Genomic DNA, 16769 nt, shown 5'->3' with positions numbered 1-16769 from the left:
AATGAACCTAATTATGTTACGAACTAAATACATAACCTTGTTATTTGTTTCTTTATTTTTAGTTTGCGGTGAAAAACCAGTTAAAACAACCGAACCTGATTTGTATTTGGGTATAGAAAAAAAATCCTACTTAACAGGGAAATTCAATTCTCCAGGGCCACTAGCGCCAGTTATACTGGAAGAAAATGGAAAAGATCATTTCCTTCGACCAGATGTGAAAAAAGCACTTCACCAAATGATTAACGATTTTGAAGATTCAAAACCATCTTCATACAAACAACATATTTTTTTAGTATCTTCTTTTCGTAATTTTAATCATCAAAAAGGAATTTGGGAATCTAAATTCACGGGTAAAAAAGTAATGCGTTCGCCGATTAAAGGAAAAACGCCAGAAGAAATTACCAATTTGATTTTAGAATTTTCTAGTGCACCAGGAACTTCTCGCCACCACTGGGGAACTGATTTTGATATCAATGCTTTGGATAATGCCTATTTTGAAGAAAATGGAAAAGGTAAAATTCTTTATGATTGGCTAAAACAAAATGCTGCAAAATATGGATTCTGTCAACCTTACAGTAGTTTATCGACAAGAAATAATAAAGGTTACCAAGAAGAAAAATGGCACTGGTCTTATGCTCCGGTTTCCAATAAACTCACTAAAGAATGGATCAAAGGATTTACAACCGGAGAAATTCAATTAACTGGAAGTTTTTTAGGGGCTGAGGTTCTCGGAGACCGGGCTTTGGATTATGTAAGTTCCATAAACCCGGATTGCGAAAAAATTAAAATCCCTTCTTTATAAGTTTTTATACAGATTCCACATGCTCGAAAGTAGAGTTTCTGCATCACTATAAACAGGTTTCCAATGGAGAAGTTCTCTAGCTTTTGCGGAAGATGCTAAAAGTTTTGCAGGATCTCCTGCTCGCCTAGGGCCCGTTTTGTGAGGAATGGTTTTTCCAACTACTTTTTCTGAAAGGTCAGCCATTTCTTTCACTGAATATCCAGATTCCGAACCTAAATTTACCGTCAAACTTTCATTTTTCGACATGATGTAGTTTAGTGCCAAAACATGGGCTTTTGCTAAATCAGAAACATGGATGTAATCACGAACACAAGTTCCATCTTCTGTATCATAATCTGTCCCAAAAATTTCGTAACCATTACGAATCCCTGAAGCAACTTCCATGATGATCGGTAACAAATTGGCAGGCGTTTTTTCAATTCCATTGATTCTACCTTTGGGATCATAACCTGCTGCATTGAAATAACGCAATCGAGCTGATTTTAAACCTTTTAGTTTATCAAACCATTCCAAGTTTTCTTCAATACATAACTTTGTATATCCGTAGTAGTTTTCAGGATTTAGTGGATGTTTTTCATCGATAGGAAGGTATTTTGGTGCTCCATAAACGGCCGCAGAAGAGGAAAATACAAAATACTGACATCCGTATTTTACCATTGCATCTAACAAAGTAAAGGTTCCATTTAAGTTATTCATTGTATACTTAAGTGGGTCTGTCATGGATTCACCTGCAGCTTTCCAAGCGGCAAAGTGAAAAACAGCATCTACTTTTTTTGCAAATGCTTGTTTTAAAATATCTGGATTTTGGATTTCCCCTTTGATGAATTCATTTCCAGGAAACAAATTGGCTTCGTTTCCTTTTTGCATGTCATCTACAATAAGAATCTCATGGCCAAGTTCCATGAGCTCTAATACAATATGGCTTCCAATATAACCGGCTCCCCCGGTGACGAGAATTCTCATTCTTCGTCAGATCCACCTGAAACAAATCGGTGATCGACTACTCCACGTTTGCTAGTTTCAAAGAATTCGATAATTTTTTGAACTTCCGGTGCTGGGTTTGGATCTTTTTTAAGTTCGGTAAGCGCTTGTTTGGTGTTGAGCCCACTATGGTAAATGGTTTTATATACCCGTTTAATGGCCAAACGAACGTCCGCTGAAATTCCTGCACGTTTCATTCCCACTACGTTTAAACTCACTACGGCACCTGGGTGTCCATCTACTGTAGCATAAGGAGGGACATCTTTCACAACTTTGGTAAGACCAGCTAACATTGCATAATCAGAAACTCGTACAAATTGGTGAACCCCAACGGATCCGGAAATAAAAACTTTATGACCGATGACCACGTGGCCTGCAAGCATTGTGTTTTGGACCATAATGTTGTGGTCACCTACAATCACATCATGGGCAATATGAACGTTACCCATAAGATAGTTATGGTTACCAATGACTGTAGCTTTTCCTTCTACAGTTCCTCGGTGGAAAATGACGTTTTCACGCATGTGGTTGTGGTCACCAATCTCTAAGTAGGTTTTGGTTTCCGGTTTGAAGGCTAAATCTTGTGGTAATCCGCCGTAACTTCCCCCAGAAGATAGTTTATTGAACTTACCAATGCGAGTTCCAGATAGGATCTTAACGTGGGATTCAATGACGGTTCCTTCGCCGATTTTGACATCTTTTTCAATGATACAAAAAGGTCCAACTTCTACGGACTCATGGAGTTCCGCCTTCGGATCGATGATGGCAGTGGGGTGAATTTTCATAGTGTTTTACAAAAAAAACCGATTCCGAAGACCTGCAAATGATTTTTTAAAATGTAATTTACACGCTTTTCTTAGTCTGTTTACTTTTGATTGGGTGGTGTAACTTGCTTATAGATTGGTCACGTATAGAATCTTTAGTGGATATGAACGATCCGGAGGATCAGGCCTGGTTAAAAGAGATGATCGTATCTCTTTTGGAAAATATGGCAACTCGGGTTGAAAATTTAGGTAGGCTTTTGGTATCAAAAGAACCTAAGGATTTGCAGGCGGAGTTACACCAAATCAAAGGAGTGGCTGCCAATTTTGGTTTGGCCGCACTTTCAGAAGTGGTGATCAAAGCGGAAGGTTTTGCAAAAACCGGCGAAATTGATTCTTCTGTAGAAGAAGGAAAAAAGATCGCTGCCATTTGGGAATCCACCAGACAAGAATTAGAAAAAAAGTTTTCTACTTAAAAACTCTACTTCAGTTCCTTCGTTTAGTTTGCGGCTGACATTTCAACTGCCGCCTTACTTCCATTATAGACTCCTTCGATTGTATTTCGAATCACAGACTCGTTCATTCTGAGTAATAAATCATCTGATTCTGTAAAAATATGGATGAGTTCTTTAGCGTGAGTAACTTCCCTGCATTCCACTGTACCTTCCCCAAGTTCTAAGGAGCGTACCACAGAGGCTGCTTCATGGTCACCCACTCGGCGAATAAAAAGTTTGGGGACTGGATAAAAAGCAAGTTCTGATGGTTTAGTCACAAGGACATCTGTAATACGAATGAGTTTATCGGTAGCAGAAAAAGCTTCTGTATGAGATGGAAAATGAAACAAAACTACAGGTGGATTGTTTTCATGATCTTCAGAACGTAATGGATGACGTTCGATAAAATGAATTAGATCATCCCAATTATCGATCGATAAATAAGGAATTTTTTGAACGATAAGAAATGATTCTATAGATTTTAATACTTTGGGGTGATCACCAGTGTTGATCCAAAACACTGCTTTTTTATTCTGTAGAAGTTTTTTGGAAAGTCGAATTAAATCTAAGATGTAACCTTTCTGAGCACCAGCTCCGCCGATCGGTATCAGATACCTCCTGCATTTTTTCGAATCAATCCTTCGCACACGATTTTCACAATCAGTTACAGCATTGGAAACAACATCTTCCGATACCCAATGACCTGCAACGGCAAGATTTTCTTTAGGAACACCCATCTGGATAAACTTTGTATAGGCGGAAGGCGATTGCACTAAGTTAAGTGCACCTGGTACAAGTAAATAATATTGCGGATAGTTATCACAAATGAGATGGATTGTTTTTTGAAATCCGGAAGCCACTGCTATTTGACCATTTAACGGGTATGTGGTGATGATCGGAGAGTCTTTCGGAATTCCATTCATAAGCCCTTTGTATAATTCTGCTAACTGGCAAGAGAGTTCTAAAGAAGTTAGGTTTCCTTGGGACATAAGTGCACCCCAAAGCCATTCCACAGGCCCACCAATTTCGGCACTCAGTCTAGAAAAATAGCTATAACCAGAATCAATGTCTGCGATTGCTTTTGCTTCTGGAGAGTCTATCGCAAGTAGGTCATGTAAGTACGTAGGAATTTGTTTTTTTAAGGAATGTGAATATACAGCGAGGGCCATGCGGTGGTGGCCGTAACCCATACGAATACTTCCCACAACCAATCGTTTTTGGATGGGATTTGGTCCCTTGTCAGAGATAAGTTCCAAACCTGGATACAGAGGCGATGGGGAGGAAAACAAAGAAACTGAAGTGTTACCGATAGAATACCGTTTTTGAAGGATTCCTCGAATGAGACCTGCGGTTTGTTTCGATAAAAAGCCGGTTTCCAGGCCGAACATGGGTTCTCGATTCATGTGGGAAGTCTATCGATCTTGGAATCTCTTTCAAGTGAAATTTCAATTCTTAGCTGACAGGTGACTAAATTTGCCTATTTCTGGTATCTATGGAACAAGTTTATATATTGGGCGGACTTAGATCTGCATTCGGTAGTTTTGGCGGAACTCTCAAAGATATGAGTGCCGTGGATCTTGGAGTAGAAGTCTCCAAAGCAGCACTTCAAAAAACTGGAGTGGACCCATCTCTCATAGAAGAAAGTATTTTTGGCAATGTCATTCCCACAGGCAAAGATGGAATTTATTTAGCACGACATATTGGTTTAAAATCTGGAGTTCCGATTGCAAGCCCCGCACTCACACTGAATCGACTTTGCGGTTCTGGAATGGAAGCCGTCATCCAAGCTGCCAAAAAAATTATGTTGGGAGAAGCACATACCGTTCTTGCTGGTGGTGTTGAATCCATGAGTAACGCGCCTTATGTGGTTCGTAATGCAAGATTTGGTGTTCGTTATGGAAATTCCGAATTTGAAGATTCATTGGCCACTGGTTTAACAGATATTTATGTAGAACTTCCAATGGGTATGACTGCTGAGAACTTAAGTGACCAATACAAAATCTCAAGAGAAGAACAAGATCTTTGGGCGGCAACTTCTCAAGAAAGAGCAGAAGAAGCAACGAACAAAGGTATCTTAAAAGAAGAGATTCATGCCATTACAATCAATGGGAAAAATCCAATTGTATTTGATAAAGATGAGTTCATCAAAGGAAAAGCTGGTGCTACAAAATTAGCAACATTGAAACCTGCGTTCAAAAAAGATGGAACTGTCACTGCAGGAAACGCATCCGGTATCAATGATGGTGCTTCTGCAATGATCATAGCTTCTGCTTCTCAAGCAAAAAAATTAGGAAAAGAACCTTTGGCGATTGTGAAGTCTTGGGGACATGCAGGTTGTGATCCTGCTAAGATGGGAATTGGTCCTGCCGTTGCGATCCCAGCTGCTTTACAAAAAGCTGGAATTAGTTTGAAAGACGTTGGTCTTGTGGAAGTAAACGAAGCGTTTGCCGCACAGTATTTAGCCGTTCAAAAAGAACTAGGACTAGATCCAAAAATTACCAATGTCAATGGGGGAGCCGTTGCGATCGGACATCCACTCGGAGCTTCTGGAAACCGTGTGACCTTAACACTTGCATTAGAGATGCAAAGACGAGGAGTAAAATACGGAGTAGCTTCCCTTTGTATTGGCGGTGGCCAAGGGATTGCTATTGTTCTAGAAAACCCAAAAGCTTAAATCCACAAGTTTAGAAATCTTTCGAGTTGTCAGTGTCTCACCTTCCCTAATGCGGATTTGCCTTGGGGAGGTTTGAGGACTTCTCGAAAGTAAAAAACCAATATCCGCTTAGGACTCAGTCGATTTACGTCGATGTTAATAGTAGCGCATGGATCCAAATATCTTTTGGATATGGACCTTCCCTGTGCTTCGAATCCTAATGATAGCGGATAAATAAATGCATTCTGAAGTTAGGCGAAATCTTGAAAAAATCCGCACCGTATTTCGCAGTAATTACTTACTTGCGGAATTAGACGAAGCAGAACGGGAAAGCCTACTCCCATTTATCGAAGTACGTTTTGTTCGATTGGGACAACATTTAATCAAAGCCAATGAATTACCTGAATACATACATTTTGTATTAACTGGTCGATTTGGAATGAAACAAAACAAACAAGACCTAAGTTTAGGGAGGTATGCATTTGTTGAAGTTGGCGAATCGATAGGAGAAAGAATTACACTCACCAAAACCCCTTCTAAACATGATTATTATGCACTAGAGCCTTCTATCGTTTTATTACTCCCGGCCTCTCGTTTTTTAAAGTTAGTTGAATCTCATCCAGAAATTGCGGAAAAAGCAAAACATAGAGAAGAAGAACAAGAAAAGTTTCATTATGTTCGTAAACTTAGTTTTTTTGAGGAACTTTCTCCTGAAGAGATTAAACTTATACTTAAGTCCATTCAGTTAGTAAAAGTAACTCAAGGGGATTTTATTTTTGCAGAAGGTGAAGAGGGAGATGCCGCTTATATTGTTCGATCTGGAAAAATTCAGATCAGAACAGAAAATCCAAGGAAAATAATCTCCATTATGCGGTCGGGAGATATTCTAGGTGAAATTGCTATATTCAAACAACAGAAACGATTGGCGAGTGCTGTTGCTTCAGAAGATTCCGATTTATATAAAATTCCTGGTTCTATTTTCCGTAAGGTAATTGGAGTTGAAAAAGGGAACAAGTTAGAAGAAATTGTTCAATCACGTTTACTGCGTTATTCGACATACAAGGCAAAAGAAAAAGAAGAGAACACAATCCGACCCTTTGTTTCGAAGCGATTCGAAATTAGAAAGGGAACTAAAAAAAAATATATTGAACAGGTTACAACTGACCAACTCACCTTAGTGGGACTTGTATGTAGCGAACTTTCCCTTCGAACCTATGATAAATCTCTTCCTAACAATTGGAAAATAAGAATTAAAAATGAATTAAATCGAAATATTGTTCCCGGAATTTTTGAATTAGCAATTGAATTAGAGAAGTTAGGATTCTTAACCAAACAACAACATTTGTCACAAGAACAATTGATCGAATTAGAAAATCCTGTTTTTATTACCGATGACGAAAGTGTTCCTTGTTTGTTGTATTTGTATGACTCGGAATTAGATGCAGTCCTTATCTCGCATCCTATCAAGGGCGTTTACGAACTTCCCATTTCAGAGTTTCTGCAAATATGGGATGGAGTTGTATTACAATTTTCTCCGGCACCGGCAACAATGTCTGCTGATGTCAGTTTGATTAGTTTTTTTAAAGAACTCCGAACTTTGTTTAGCCCGAAACGTACTGAAATTCGTTGGATTTTGGTGGCAACGATACTTTCTGCCATCTTAACTTTATCATTGCCGTATCTGATTCGTCAGGTGGTGGACCAAGTATTGGTTTTTTCAGACAGAAATTTTTTGTTCACCTTAGTGACTGGAGTCGGTATTTCTATCTTTTTTCAAACATTATTCTCTTTATTTAAAAACCTGATTTCAATCGGACTTATGCAAAGTCTGGAGTATAACTATTTTGTTAGATTTTTCCAACATATACTCAATCTTACCTTACCCGAATTTAGAAAATTTGAAACTGGTGATTTTACGCAAAGGTTAAAAGAAAACCAGAAGATCTTAGAAATTACGCAAAGGTCTGGTTTGTTTTTGATTTTAGATTTGGTGACTTTGCCAATTTATCTTTTTATTTTATTTCGTTTAGATAGTAGCTTATCTTTTATAGGCATACTGTTTGTAATCGTTTATTCGTTGTTCGTTGTAAGGTCTGGGGCAAAAATCAAAAAATTACAAAAACATAGTTTTGAATCTAAAAAGAAAACAACTACCTTTTTCTTGTCATTGTTTGCTGGAATGCCACTCATAAAATCGTCAGCAATGGAAAGTCGATATCTTTCTAAAGGACTCAATGAAATTGCAAGAACCATCCTTACCAATCTGCGAGTGGGAAAACGGGTTCATGTTTTGCAATTGATGAGTAAGTTTTTTGAACAAATTGGACTTATCGCCGTGATTACCTTTGGTGTTAGCGATGTTCTGGATGAATCACTTTCACTTGGAAGTTTTTTAGCTTTTTTAGTATTATACTCTCTTCTTATGGAGCCGATTGTTCGGTTTTGTCATTTGTATGAAGATCTAAGTGAACTAAGAGAGTCACGGATGCGGTTAACAGAAATATATTCATTACCAGGGGAAATTGTCAGCCAACGTCCGTTTGGTGAACTACCAAGGTTATCTGGAAAAATTACTTTAGATCATATTAGTTTTAAATATTCAGAAACGAGTCCTGAAATTCTATCAGATATCCATTTAGAAATCGAAGCTGGTGAAAAGATAGCGATTGTAGGGCGAAGTGGTTGCGGTAAATCCACTTTAATGAGAATTATGATGGGAACGTTAACTCCGACCAAAGGAAAAGTATTTTTTGATTCTTTTGATTTATCCACATTGGATCCTGAAGAAGTTAGAATCCAATTTGGTGCGGTAGAACAACACCCAATCCTTTTTTCTGGGAGTATTTCAGAAAATTTATCTAAAAAAAATCCATCCTTGAATAAAGAATCTTTGTTAGCTGGTGCAAAGTTAGCATCGGTTGACCATTTTGTTGAAAGGTTTCCAATGAAATATGAAACAAAAATTGGAGAATCAGGAATAGGACTTTCTGGAGGTCAGAAGCAGCGTTTGGCAATTGCAAGAGCTCTTGTAACAAATCCGAGCATTTTATTTTTGGATGAACCAACTTCTGCTTTAGATTCTGAAACAGAATCACATATCCAATCACAATGGGAAACAGTATTTCAAGATAGAACTGTGATTCAAATCTCACATAGACTACATAGTACAGTCAGTGCTGACAAAATAATAGTGTTGGATGAAGGGCGGATTGTCGAGATGGGAACTCATGCTGAATTAATTACAACAAAAGGATTTTATTATCACTTATTCCCAACTTTAAGTGAAGGGGAAAAAGATGTTTAAAAAATTTAAAAATATAAAAGAGACTGATTCTAATTGGGAATCAAGACATTCTGCATCTTATTATGATGAATTATTAAAACATCCTGCACCAAACTGGGAGAGGAAGGGGATCTATTTAATTTCTGCTTTTTTTGTTTGTTTTGTATTGTTCTTAGTTTTTGGAAAGGTTGATGTTGTTGTACAAGCTACAGGATCAATTCGACCGAAAGGAAACTATCATGTGGTGGAAGCTTTAGAAACTGGAACACTCACAAATTTATATGTAAAATCAGGGGATTTTCTTAAAAAAGGAGATCCCATTATGGAGTTAGAATTTTCAGAACAACAAATTGAGTTATCGAAAGATACGAATAACTTGGATTATGAGGAAAAAAAATTACAACGTTTAGTTAGAAATAAAAAAGAAGCAGAAAAAATTTTAAAAAACTTAGCTTATAATTTAGAAAATAATTCTGGTTCTGCGTTGTCAGGTGGAGTCCTAAACAAATTTGTTAGTTTAAAAAAAGCATATATGGACTTTCAAAATGGAGTTGGAGCCAAGTTTATATATGACCAAAGTTTATTAGAGTTTAATGAAGAGTTTGGAAATTTAAAAGACGAAATTCAAAGAGAAGAAAACACAATCTCTAGTCTTAGAGGTGATACAAAATTAAAAAGAGAAAGAGTAGCAAATGCAATTATTCGAATGCCTTTTTCCGGTATCATTGGTGAACTTTCTGTAAATAACGTAGGGCAAAATATTATTCGTGGACAGACAGTGGCATCTTTAATGGAAGAAGGCCAACCATTAGAAGCGATTGTGGAAGTTAGTAGTAAAGATATTGGTGCGGTTCGAGTAGGTTTATCATCAGTAATTAAAGTAAAAGCATTCCATCAAAACGATTTTGGCGTAGTGGAAGGAACTGTTTCACAAATTATTCCTAATACAAAGGAAAAGGATTCTTTTTCTGTAATTTTAATATTAGGAACACAAGATTTGAATCAAGATGGAAAAGAATTCAAATTGTTTCCTGGTTTGAAGGTCGTTGCAGATATCGTAATAGATAGAAAAAGTATATATCAAATATTATTTCGTTTTGCTGATCCTAGGAATTAGAATTGAAAAATAAGATACAAGAAATACCTAAATCATTTACTGAGGATGAGTTTTTATCCAAACTCAGTTCGAATGATTTAAAAAAAATTCTAAGTTTATTTGAATTTAGATCTCTTGTTGCAAATGATAGAATAGGTGGTAATGAATTCGAACCTACTCCACTCTTAATTGTAGAAACGGGAAGAGTTCAGGTAAAATTAAAGATAAATCAAAAAGAACTTTTAATAAAGACCTTAACGGAAGGGGCATTTTATGGAATCAGTGAGTTCTCTTCGGATTCGTTAAAAAAACAAATTTTTCAAGTAGAAGAAAGTTCTAGAGTTCGGGTATTACCTCAACTTCAATTCTTAAAATTCATTGAGTCGGATTCCATCAGAAAAAAAATATGGAATGAATACAAGGAAAACGTCCAACTTCGTGATGAATTAAGAATTCATCCCTATTTCAGAAAACTTTCTCATTCCGAAATTCAAGAATTATGTAAAATACTTATAAAGCGGAAGATTCCATCGGGTCAAATTTTGATAAAGGAAGGAACTAAAAGTTCTTCATTATTTTTTATTCGTTCTGGAAGATTCAAAGTCACCAAATCTACTTGGCAAAAAGATTATTTTTCATTTGTTGAAGCAGGCTCCGTATTAGGTGAAATGGGGGTATTGGAAAAAAAAGCAAGAAATGCAACTGTTACAGCAGTTGAGGATAGTTTTGTATATGAACTTTCCTCAAAAGATGCAGTGGAATTCTTTGAAAAATCAGAAAGTTTATTGATTACCATTCGTTCGATTATGAGCGAAAGAAAACTAAACTTAGGTGATGGTTCTGAAGAAGATACTATTGAAACTTTATTAATTTATGAAGCAGACAAGTTTCATTTTTTACCGAAACAAAAATTTCAACCACCAATTAGAAATCAGATTCGATTTCCATTTTTGTTTCAAGACGGTAAAGCTCAGTCTGGTGATGCCTGTCGCAAAATGATTCTTCGATATTGGGGATATTCGTTTGCCGATTATGATGCAGATCCTACTTTTCCTGACTTTGATCCGGATATTAGACCAAACCATTGGAAAAGTAGTTTTGGAGAAAATAAAGGAGAATGTTATTTTGTTAACTGGAGAGATCATGAATCTGAACTAAATAATATTCCAACGATTGGGTTTATTGAAAATTCAAGATACGTAATATTAAAATCCTTTGAGAAAAAAAGAGTCCTTATTTTTGATCCAGAATATGGAGAGGTAAATCTTTCCCGTGAGGAATGGGAGCAGAAATCTTCCGATATCGTTATTTATTTTATTCCCAAAATTAAACCTGAATCTAAATGGGAACTTAAAAATCGGTTCTTTTCTGGACTCGCAGAGTATTTTCTACCAGCTAGCAAATATTTAAAAGCAGGTATCGTTGCAAGTTTTGTGATTAAAGGATTAGAAATTTTTATTCCTTTAGTAAATTTATATCTGATCGATGCAGTTTTGTTGCAAGAGAACAAAGAATTTTTTATTCCAGTAATTTTTGCTGTAGTTTTACTTAGTTTTTCTCAATCCTTTCTTGCTTATTTCAGATCGAATGTAATTTTTTTTACAAGCAATCGAGTCAATCAAACCATTGCTATTCGGTTTTTAGTAAAATTAATATCTTTACCTATTTCTTTCTTTGAGAGGAACAGGAAAGGGGAAATTTTAAATCGTTGGGAGGAAATTGAATCTGTTATTTCTTTTTTTTCTGACCAAGGAGCAATGAAATTCTTTGATTTACTTTTTAGCTCTATTGTCTTTGTAATTTTTCTTTTTCTATCTCCATTATTACTTGTGATTATAGTTTTGTTAATTCTTCCAGAGATTTTGGTTTTACGTGCATTAACGCCTAAGATAGTCGAAGAAACAAAGAAAGAATCGTTGAAGAAATCGGAAACGCTAAGTTATTTTATCGAAACTATAAATGGATTTGAGACTATCAAAAATTTGGGTGCAACTTATTCACATCGTTGGGATTTTGAAAAACGACTTACCTCTCAATTGAATTCGGAAGGGAAAAAATTATTTTATTCCAATTTACTTTTTACGAATACAGAATTTTTCAAACAGATAACGGTTGTGATCGTTATGTTAGTTGGTAGTATTTTAATTCTTAAAGATCAAATGACACTTGGCACTTTATATGCGATCGTAGGTTTAGTTGCATATATTCGTAATCCAATTGTTTCTTTGTATGATGACTTTTTGAAATTTCAAAAGGCAAATATATCTTGGAATCGGCTTAGAAGCTTTGAATCTCTGGATAGTGAAATCACCGATAAGGATAATCTATTTAAGGTGGATCTTCCAGAAGTTAAAGGTAACATCGAATTTAAGAATTTGAGTTTTTCTTATGATACTCTTAAACCTGAATCTGGTATCCGTAATTTATCATTAACAATAAAGGCTGGTAAAAAAGTTGCTTTTGTTGGTCGAAGTGGAAGTGGTAAATCCACTATTTTAAAATTAATATTAGGATTGTATCAACCGAAAGATGGTGAGGTTATTATTGATGAAGTCTCATTGAATGAGATTTGGCTTCCCAGTTTGCGAACTAAAATTGGAGTTATCTTTCAAGAGAATCCTTTAATTTCAGGAACGGTTCGTGAAAATATTTCGATCACCAAACCAGATGCAACTCTTAGTGAAGTAGTGGAAGCCGCAAAACTTGCCTGTATACATGATGATATCGTTAAACTCCCGCTTGGTTATGATACCGAAATATCCGAAAAAGGATTCGTATTTTCTGGAGGTCAAAAACAAAGGTTATCGTTGGCTCGGTTATTTTTGCAAAAACCAAGTCTTTTGTTGTTGGACGAACCTACAGCTTCTTTGGATAAGGAAACGGAAGCAAGAATTCTGTCTCATATAAATACTGTTTTTGCTGGTGCGACTATCATCACTGTCGCACATAGATTAGATACAATCCGCAATTACGATCAAATTTTTGTATTGGAACGTGGTAAATTGGAAAGTAAAGGAACTCATCGCGACTTACTTTCTAAGAGAGGAATTTACCAATTACTTCATTCTAAACAGGAAGCGATCCGATAATTGACATAGTGGTTCGTTTTTATCTATATATAATTTTTAATTTTTTATTATGTTCTTTAGTTTCCGGTTTGTATTCGGAAACTGTAGATTTTTACGACTTGCCTAAGTTAGTTGGTGAGAAGTCGTACGAATTAAAATTGAAAGAAATGGAAATTGAACGTAAAAAAGTGGATATTGATTCCAAAAATTTACGTTATTTACCATCTGTTAATTTAGAACATTCTCCTTTTTTTGAAGCTTTGCGTGGAGATGGATATAATAGAAAAGGCTGGAATACTAGTTTAAATTTAAATTGGAACTTTCAAGACCAAGGAAACACAGTCCTTACCAATATGATATTAGAATTGGAGTATGAGCGATTGTTGTTAGAATACCGCGCTTTATACCAAAAAGAAATATTTGATCAAGCATTTCAATATGCTGAAACTTTGAAACTATTGGCATTTTATGATTATGATTTTTCTAATGAATCAGATGCGGACAAACAATTCCAGACGGTGCAAAAACTATATAAACAAGGAATTGAATCTTACTTAGTAACACAAAACTCAAAAGTAGATTATTTTTTCTATAAATACAATGCTATTAAATCAAAATTAGACCAACAAAAGAGCCAATCTATATTCAGAAGAAAGTTTCTATTAAAAGATGTTGCCTTAAAACAAATTCCTGAACGAGACTATAAAATTCTCCCTTTGGAAACAACTCTTGCTGAATACGAGAAAAATCTAACCGATCTAAACTTTGATATTATTTTAACCATAAACCAAGTGAAGATTTTAGAAATCCAAAAGATGGTTCGGTTTAATGAGTTATGGGTACCTGATTTTTTTGTGAATGTATACAATCAAACTAGCCGTGAATCTTTTTCTGGTTTGAGTGGAACTTGGGCAAACTCAATGGAAGTTTACGATTATAGTAGGAATGATTTTAGTCGCTATGCTAGGTCCTCGGATGCGGATTATAATGTGGGTGGAAATTTCGGATTTCGTTTTCCATTATTCAATCGATGGTTGTCAAAAAATGAATTTGATAAATCAAAAATAGAAATCAAGTTAGCCAAATCCCAATCGCAGTTTTTAAGAGAAAACACTGGATTGTATCTTTTTGAATTAATCCAACAACATAACAATTTAGTGGAACTTTATGATATTTCGAGAGAAAGCAAACGTATTGCCGAAGAAAACTATCAAATTATGGAAAAAGCATACAAAACTGGTTCTGCTTCTATTATCGAGCTGCAAACGGTCGATAGGCGACTACGTGATGTAATGCGAAACGAAATCCAAAACCGCTATGACCTAATTCAGCTAAGACTTCAAATAGGTCTGCTTTTGGGAGATACAATGAAATTTTTGAACAACTAAAGATCGGTTGGACGGACTTTAGTTTCTTGGTTTTTCAACTCACCAACCCCACATCTTTCTTTTTTCCATTGGTCTAAAATTTCATCTGCTTTCACTTTATTTTTATAATGTATATAAGGTGTTGTGAGTATCGGTAAAAGAAAAACAGGTGACAATGCGGAATGAATGAGGGAAAGAGTGAGTACTAATCCAAGTGTTAAAACATTTTCATCAAATACTTCGGTTACTTGCCTTTTGGTTTGATAATAATAAGCCAAACAATCTTCTGTATGGTTTGTTGGATTAAAGGGAATACTCACACATCCAACGAAGCTGGTTAAATTTAAAATTATAATGATTCTGATAAATTTTGGATACATGTTCGAACAGCTTCTAAATTTGTTTCTTCAATCATACGGTGGAAATTTCTGACTTTGTAAAGCCCATACAGGAATTCTTCTGTATTCCCTTTTTTGGTAATGGTCTCTTCTTTTATAAGGGATTTATTCTTATACAATTGATACTTAAAATCGACAGTATATTCTCCTTCTCTAAATTGGATGGGCCATATTCCTGTGAGTGGCCACAATGCAGGCCAAGTATACCACCAATTGTATTTGTCTTGGAAATCTGTTTTCATTTCTACATCAATTGTATAATAATCGGTTGTAGTTTTAGGATCAAGTTCGGTGGTTACAGTTTGAAAAATTCCAGAAGATGTTAGGTGACCTTTAAAAGCCATTCTCCATGCATCTGTATAAACTCCTCTATCGGCGGAAAGAATTTCAAACTTACCAATCACTAAAGGCAAGTTCGTTTGTGATCTGCTCATATTTCCATTGGGGGAAGGCGGTGGAACTTGGCGTAAATCTACGGAACAATGAATCAACAATAGAAACGGTATAGTGTAGGTAAGAATTCGCATTTTCAGTTGCTCAGTGTAATGGATTCATAAAAACGAATCAATCAATTTTCTTTTGTTTGTAGATTTGAATATGTTTTTCTATTTCCATATCCCACTCGTAGCCTGCAGGAACGAAAACTGGGGAAGGTTGGTTTTTGAATTTGTAAAATACAAAATATTCTGCCGAATATGTTTTGTTAGATAAAAATAACTGAACTTGGTGTCGGTTAGAGAGGTATTGAGGAATATTCGATACGATGGATTTACCTTTCAATAAGTTACGAAGTGTAATCACATCTTCTGTTGTTAAAACCGGGTTCATAAATTCCCTTTTATAAGAATATGTTTTGGAAAGGGGGCCAAACCAAAGAAATAAAAAAAATGAAACTAATAGAGAAGTGATAAAAACTAAATATTTTGTTTTTATTTTTAAAGTTTCTACAGTTTCAATAAAGCTGATGACTAGGATGGGAACGGCAATAAAGCTGTGATGAGTGAATGGTGTTTTATTTACCTCATAAGAAGAAAGGATAGAATAAAAAAGATAGGGTAACAAACAAAGGATTAGTTTGTTTTTAAATTGTAAAAATAAAAAAGGTAAATTCAAAAACAAAAATAGATATGGAAACAAATGTAAATCTTTTAAGGCAGCAATTGGATTTTTGTAACGTTCCCAATGTGTTGGCATTGCAAAATTTGAAATAGAATCTTGCATTTTACTTAAAAGAAAGATAGAAAACAAAAAATAAAGTAAAGATACAGTTCCAATGAATAAACTTTCTTTTTGGTTTGTTCGAAGTAATACTAAAGAAAACATAATCCAAACCAAAGCACATTCTTCTTTTACTAAAAGACTCAAAATAAAATAGAGAACCCAATATCTTGATTTTTTTATCCAGTAGTAAAAAAATAAGAAAAATAGTGGGATCCATAAAACTTCAGGATGGAAATCAAAAATTTGGATCCAATAGATAGGAAGAAATAGTGAATACAGCAAAGGATAAATCCATTGGTAAGTTTTTTCTTTTTTGTAAAATGGAATAATTAGGATAGGGAGACTCAATACAAAAGCTTGGAATATCAGTAAACTTTCAATAATCGGAAACAAATAGTATAACAGGGATAAGGGGTATATTAACCAATTGATATGATCTGCAAAATAATGGTGAGTGTTACCATCCACACCTAGGGCAGTCACCGCACTTCCCAAATGCACTAAATTATAGAATAAATTTTCAAAAAGACCAATATCCACTCCCGCTCCCATATGTAGGTAACGAAAGATAGATCTTTCCGATAAAAAATAAAATACCACCAACCATATAAAAAAGGAAGGTAAGTGGTACCGAATTGATTTCAT

At 35.3% G+C, this 16769-nt stretch carries 13 protein-coding genes; 7 read left to right on the top strand and 6 right to left on the bottom strand.

Features of this window, described 5'->3' with window-relative positions:
- The first annotated feature begins 13 nt into the window (after positions 1–13).
- Positions 14–802, top strand: a complete 789-nt coding sequence (locus EHR07_RS09730) for a M15 family metallopeptidase (protein WP_135744913.1) — start codon at positions 14–16, stop codon at positions 800–802.
- Here EHR07_RS09730 and galE read toward each other — a convergent pair.
- Both galE and lpxA read right to left on the bottom strand, forming a co-directional pair.
- A complete protein-coding gene (galE, locus tag EHR07_RS09725) occupies positions 797–1765 on the bottom strand; it encodes a UDP-glucose 4-epimerase GalE (protein ID WP_135744912.1) in 969 nt (322 codons plus the stop codon). The two genes, EHR07_RS09730 and galE, sit on opposite strands and share 6 nt — an antisense overlap.
- Positions 1762–2568: an acyl-ACP--UDP-N-acetylglucosamine O-acyltransferase gene (gene lpxA, locus EHR07_RS09720; protein ID WP_135744911.1), complete on the bottom strand. Its 807-nt coding sequence runs from the start codon at positions 2566–2568 to the stop codon at positions 1762–1764. The genes galE and lpxA overlap by 4 nt, the downstream gene beginning before the upstream one ends.
- A gap of 143 nt (positions 2569–2711) precedes the next feature.
- Between lpxA and EHR07_RS09715 the strand changes: the two genes are divergently transcribed.
- Positions 2712–3020 carry an Hpt domain-containing protein gene (locus EHR07_RS09715; RefSeq protein WP_135744910.1) on the top strand — a complete coding sequence of 103 codons (309 nt, stop codon included), beginning with the start codon at positions 2712–2714 and terminating at the stop codon, positions 3018–3020.
- Between the two features lie 23 nt (positions 3021–3043).
- Here EHR07_RS09715 and EHR07_RS09710 read toward each other — a convergent pair whose 3' ends face one another.
- Complete coding sequence (locus tag EHR07_RS09710) at positions 3044–4441, bottom strand: DUF6938 domain-containing protein (RefSeq protein ID WP_135744909.1); 1398 nt, start codon at positions 4439–4441, stop codon at positions 3044–3046.
- 89 nt (positions 4442–4530) lie between these two features.
- Between EHR07_RS09710 and EHR07_RS09705 the strand changes: the two genes are divergently transcribed.
- From EHR07_RS09705 to EHR07_RS09685, 5 genes are all read left to right on the top strand, one after another.
- Positions 4531–5712 carry an acetyl-CoA C-acetyltransferase gene (locus EHR07_RS09705; protein ID WP_135744908.1) on the top strand — a complete coding sequence of 394 codons (1182 nt, stop codon included), beginning with the start codon at positions 4531–4533 and terminating at the stop codon, positions 5710–5712.
- Positions 5713–5929: 217 nt separating this feature from the next.
- Positions 5930–8995 carry a peptidase domain-containing ABC transporter gene (locus EHR07_RS09700; protein ID WP_135744907.1) on the top strand — a complete coding sequence of 1022 codons (3066 nt, stop codon included), beginning with the start codon at positions 5930–5932 and terminating at the stop codon, positions 8993–8995.
- 223 nt (positions 8996–9218) lie between these two features.
- Complete coding sequence (locus EHR07_RS09695) at positions 9219–10091, top strand: beta-barrel domain-containing protein (RefSeq protein ID WP_244288930.1); 873 nt, start codon at positions 9219–9221, stop codon at positions 10089–10091.
- 2 nt (positions 10092–10093) lie between these two features.
- Positions 10094–13159 (top strand): ATP-binding cassette domain-containing protein, encoded by a 3066-nt coding sequence (locus tag EHR07_RS09690; RefSeq protein WP_135744905.1) that lies wholly within the window; start codon positions 10094–10096, stop codon positions 13157–13159.
- 8 nt (positions 13160–13167) lie between these two features.
- Positions 13168–14526, top strand: a complete 1359-nt coding sequence (locus EHR07_RS09685; protein WP_135744904.1) for a TolC family protein — start codon at positions 13168–13170, stop codon at positions 14524–14526.
- Here the strand turns inward: EHR07_RS09685 and EHR07_RS09680 are convergent.
- The 3 genes from EHR07_RS09680 to EHR07_RS09670 are packed head-to-tail and all read right to left on the bottom strand — an operon-like array spanning position 14523 to position 16769.
- Positions 14523–14885, bottom strand: coding sequence for a hypothetical protein (locus tag EHR07_RS09680; protein WP_135744903.1), 363 nt, complete (start codon positions 14883–14885; stop codon positions 14523–14525). The two genes, EHR07_RS09685 and EHR07_RS09680, sit on opposite strands and share 4 nt — an antisense overlap.
- A complete protein-coding gene (locus tag EHR07_RS09675; RefSeq protein ID WP_135744902.1) occupies positions 14855–15430 on the bottom strand; it encodes an LBF_2127 family putative lipoprotein in 576 nt (191 codons plus the stop codon). The genes EHR07_RS09680 and EHR07_RS09675 overlap by 31 nt, the downstream gene beginning before the upstream one ends.
- Positions 15431–15467: 37 nt before the next feature.
- Entirely contained in the window at positions 15468–16769 is a 1302-nt protein-coding gene (locus tag EHR07_RS09670) for a DUF2079 domain-containing protein (protein ID WP_135744901.1), read from the bottom strand.

The sequence above is a fragment of the Leptospira bandrabouensis genome (genome assembly GCF_004770905.1).
Taxonomy (GTDB): Bacteria; Spirochaetota; Leptospiria; order Leptospirales; family Leptospiraceae; genus Leptospira_A; species Leptospira_A bandrabouensis.
This window is presented reverse-complemented; position numbering and strand designations above follow the sequence as displayed.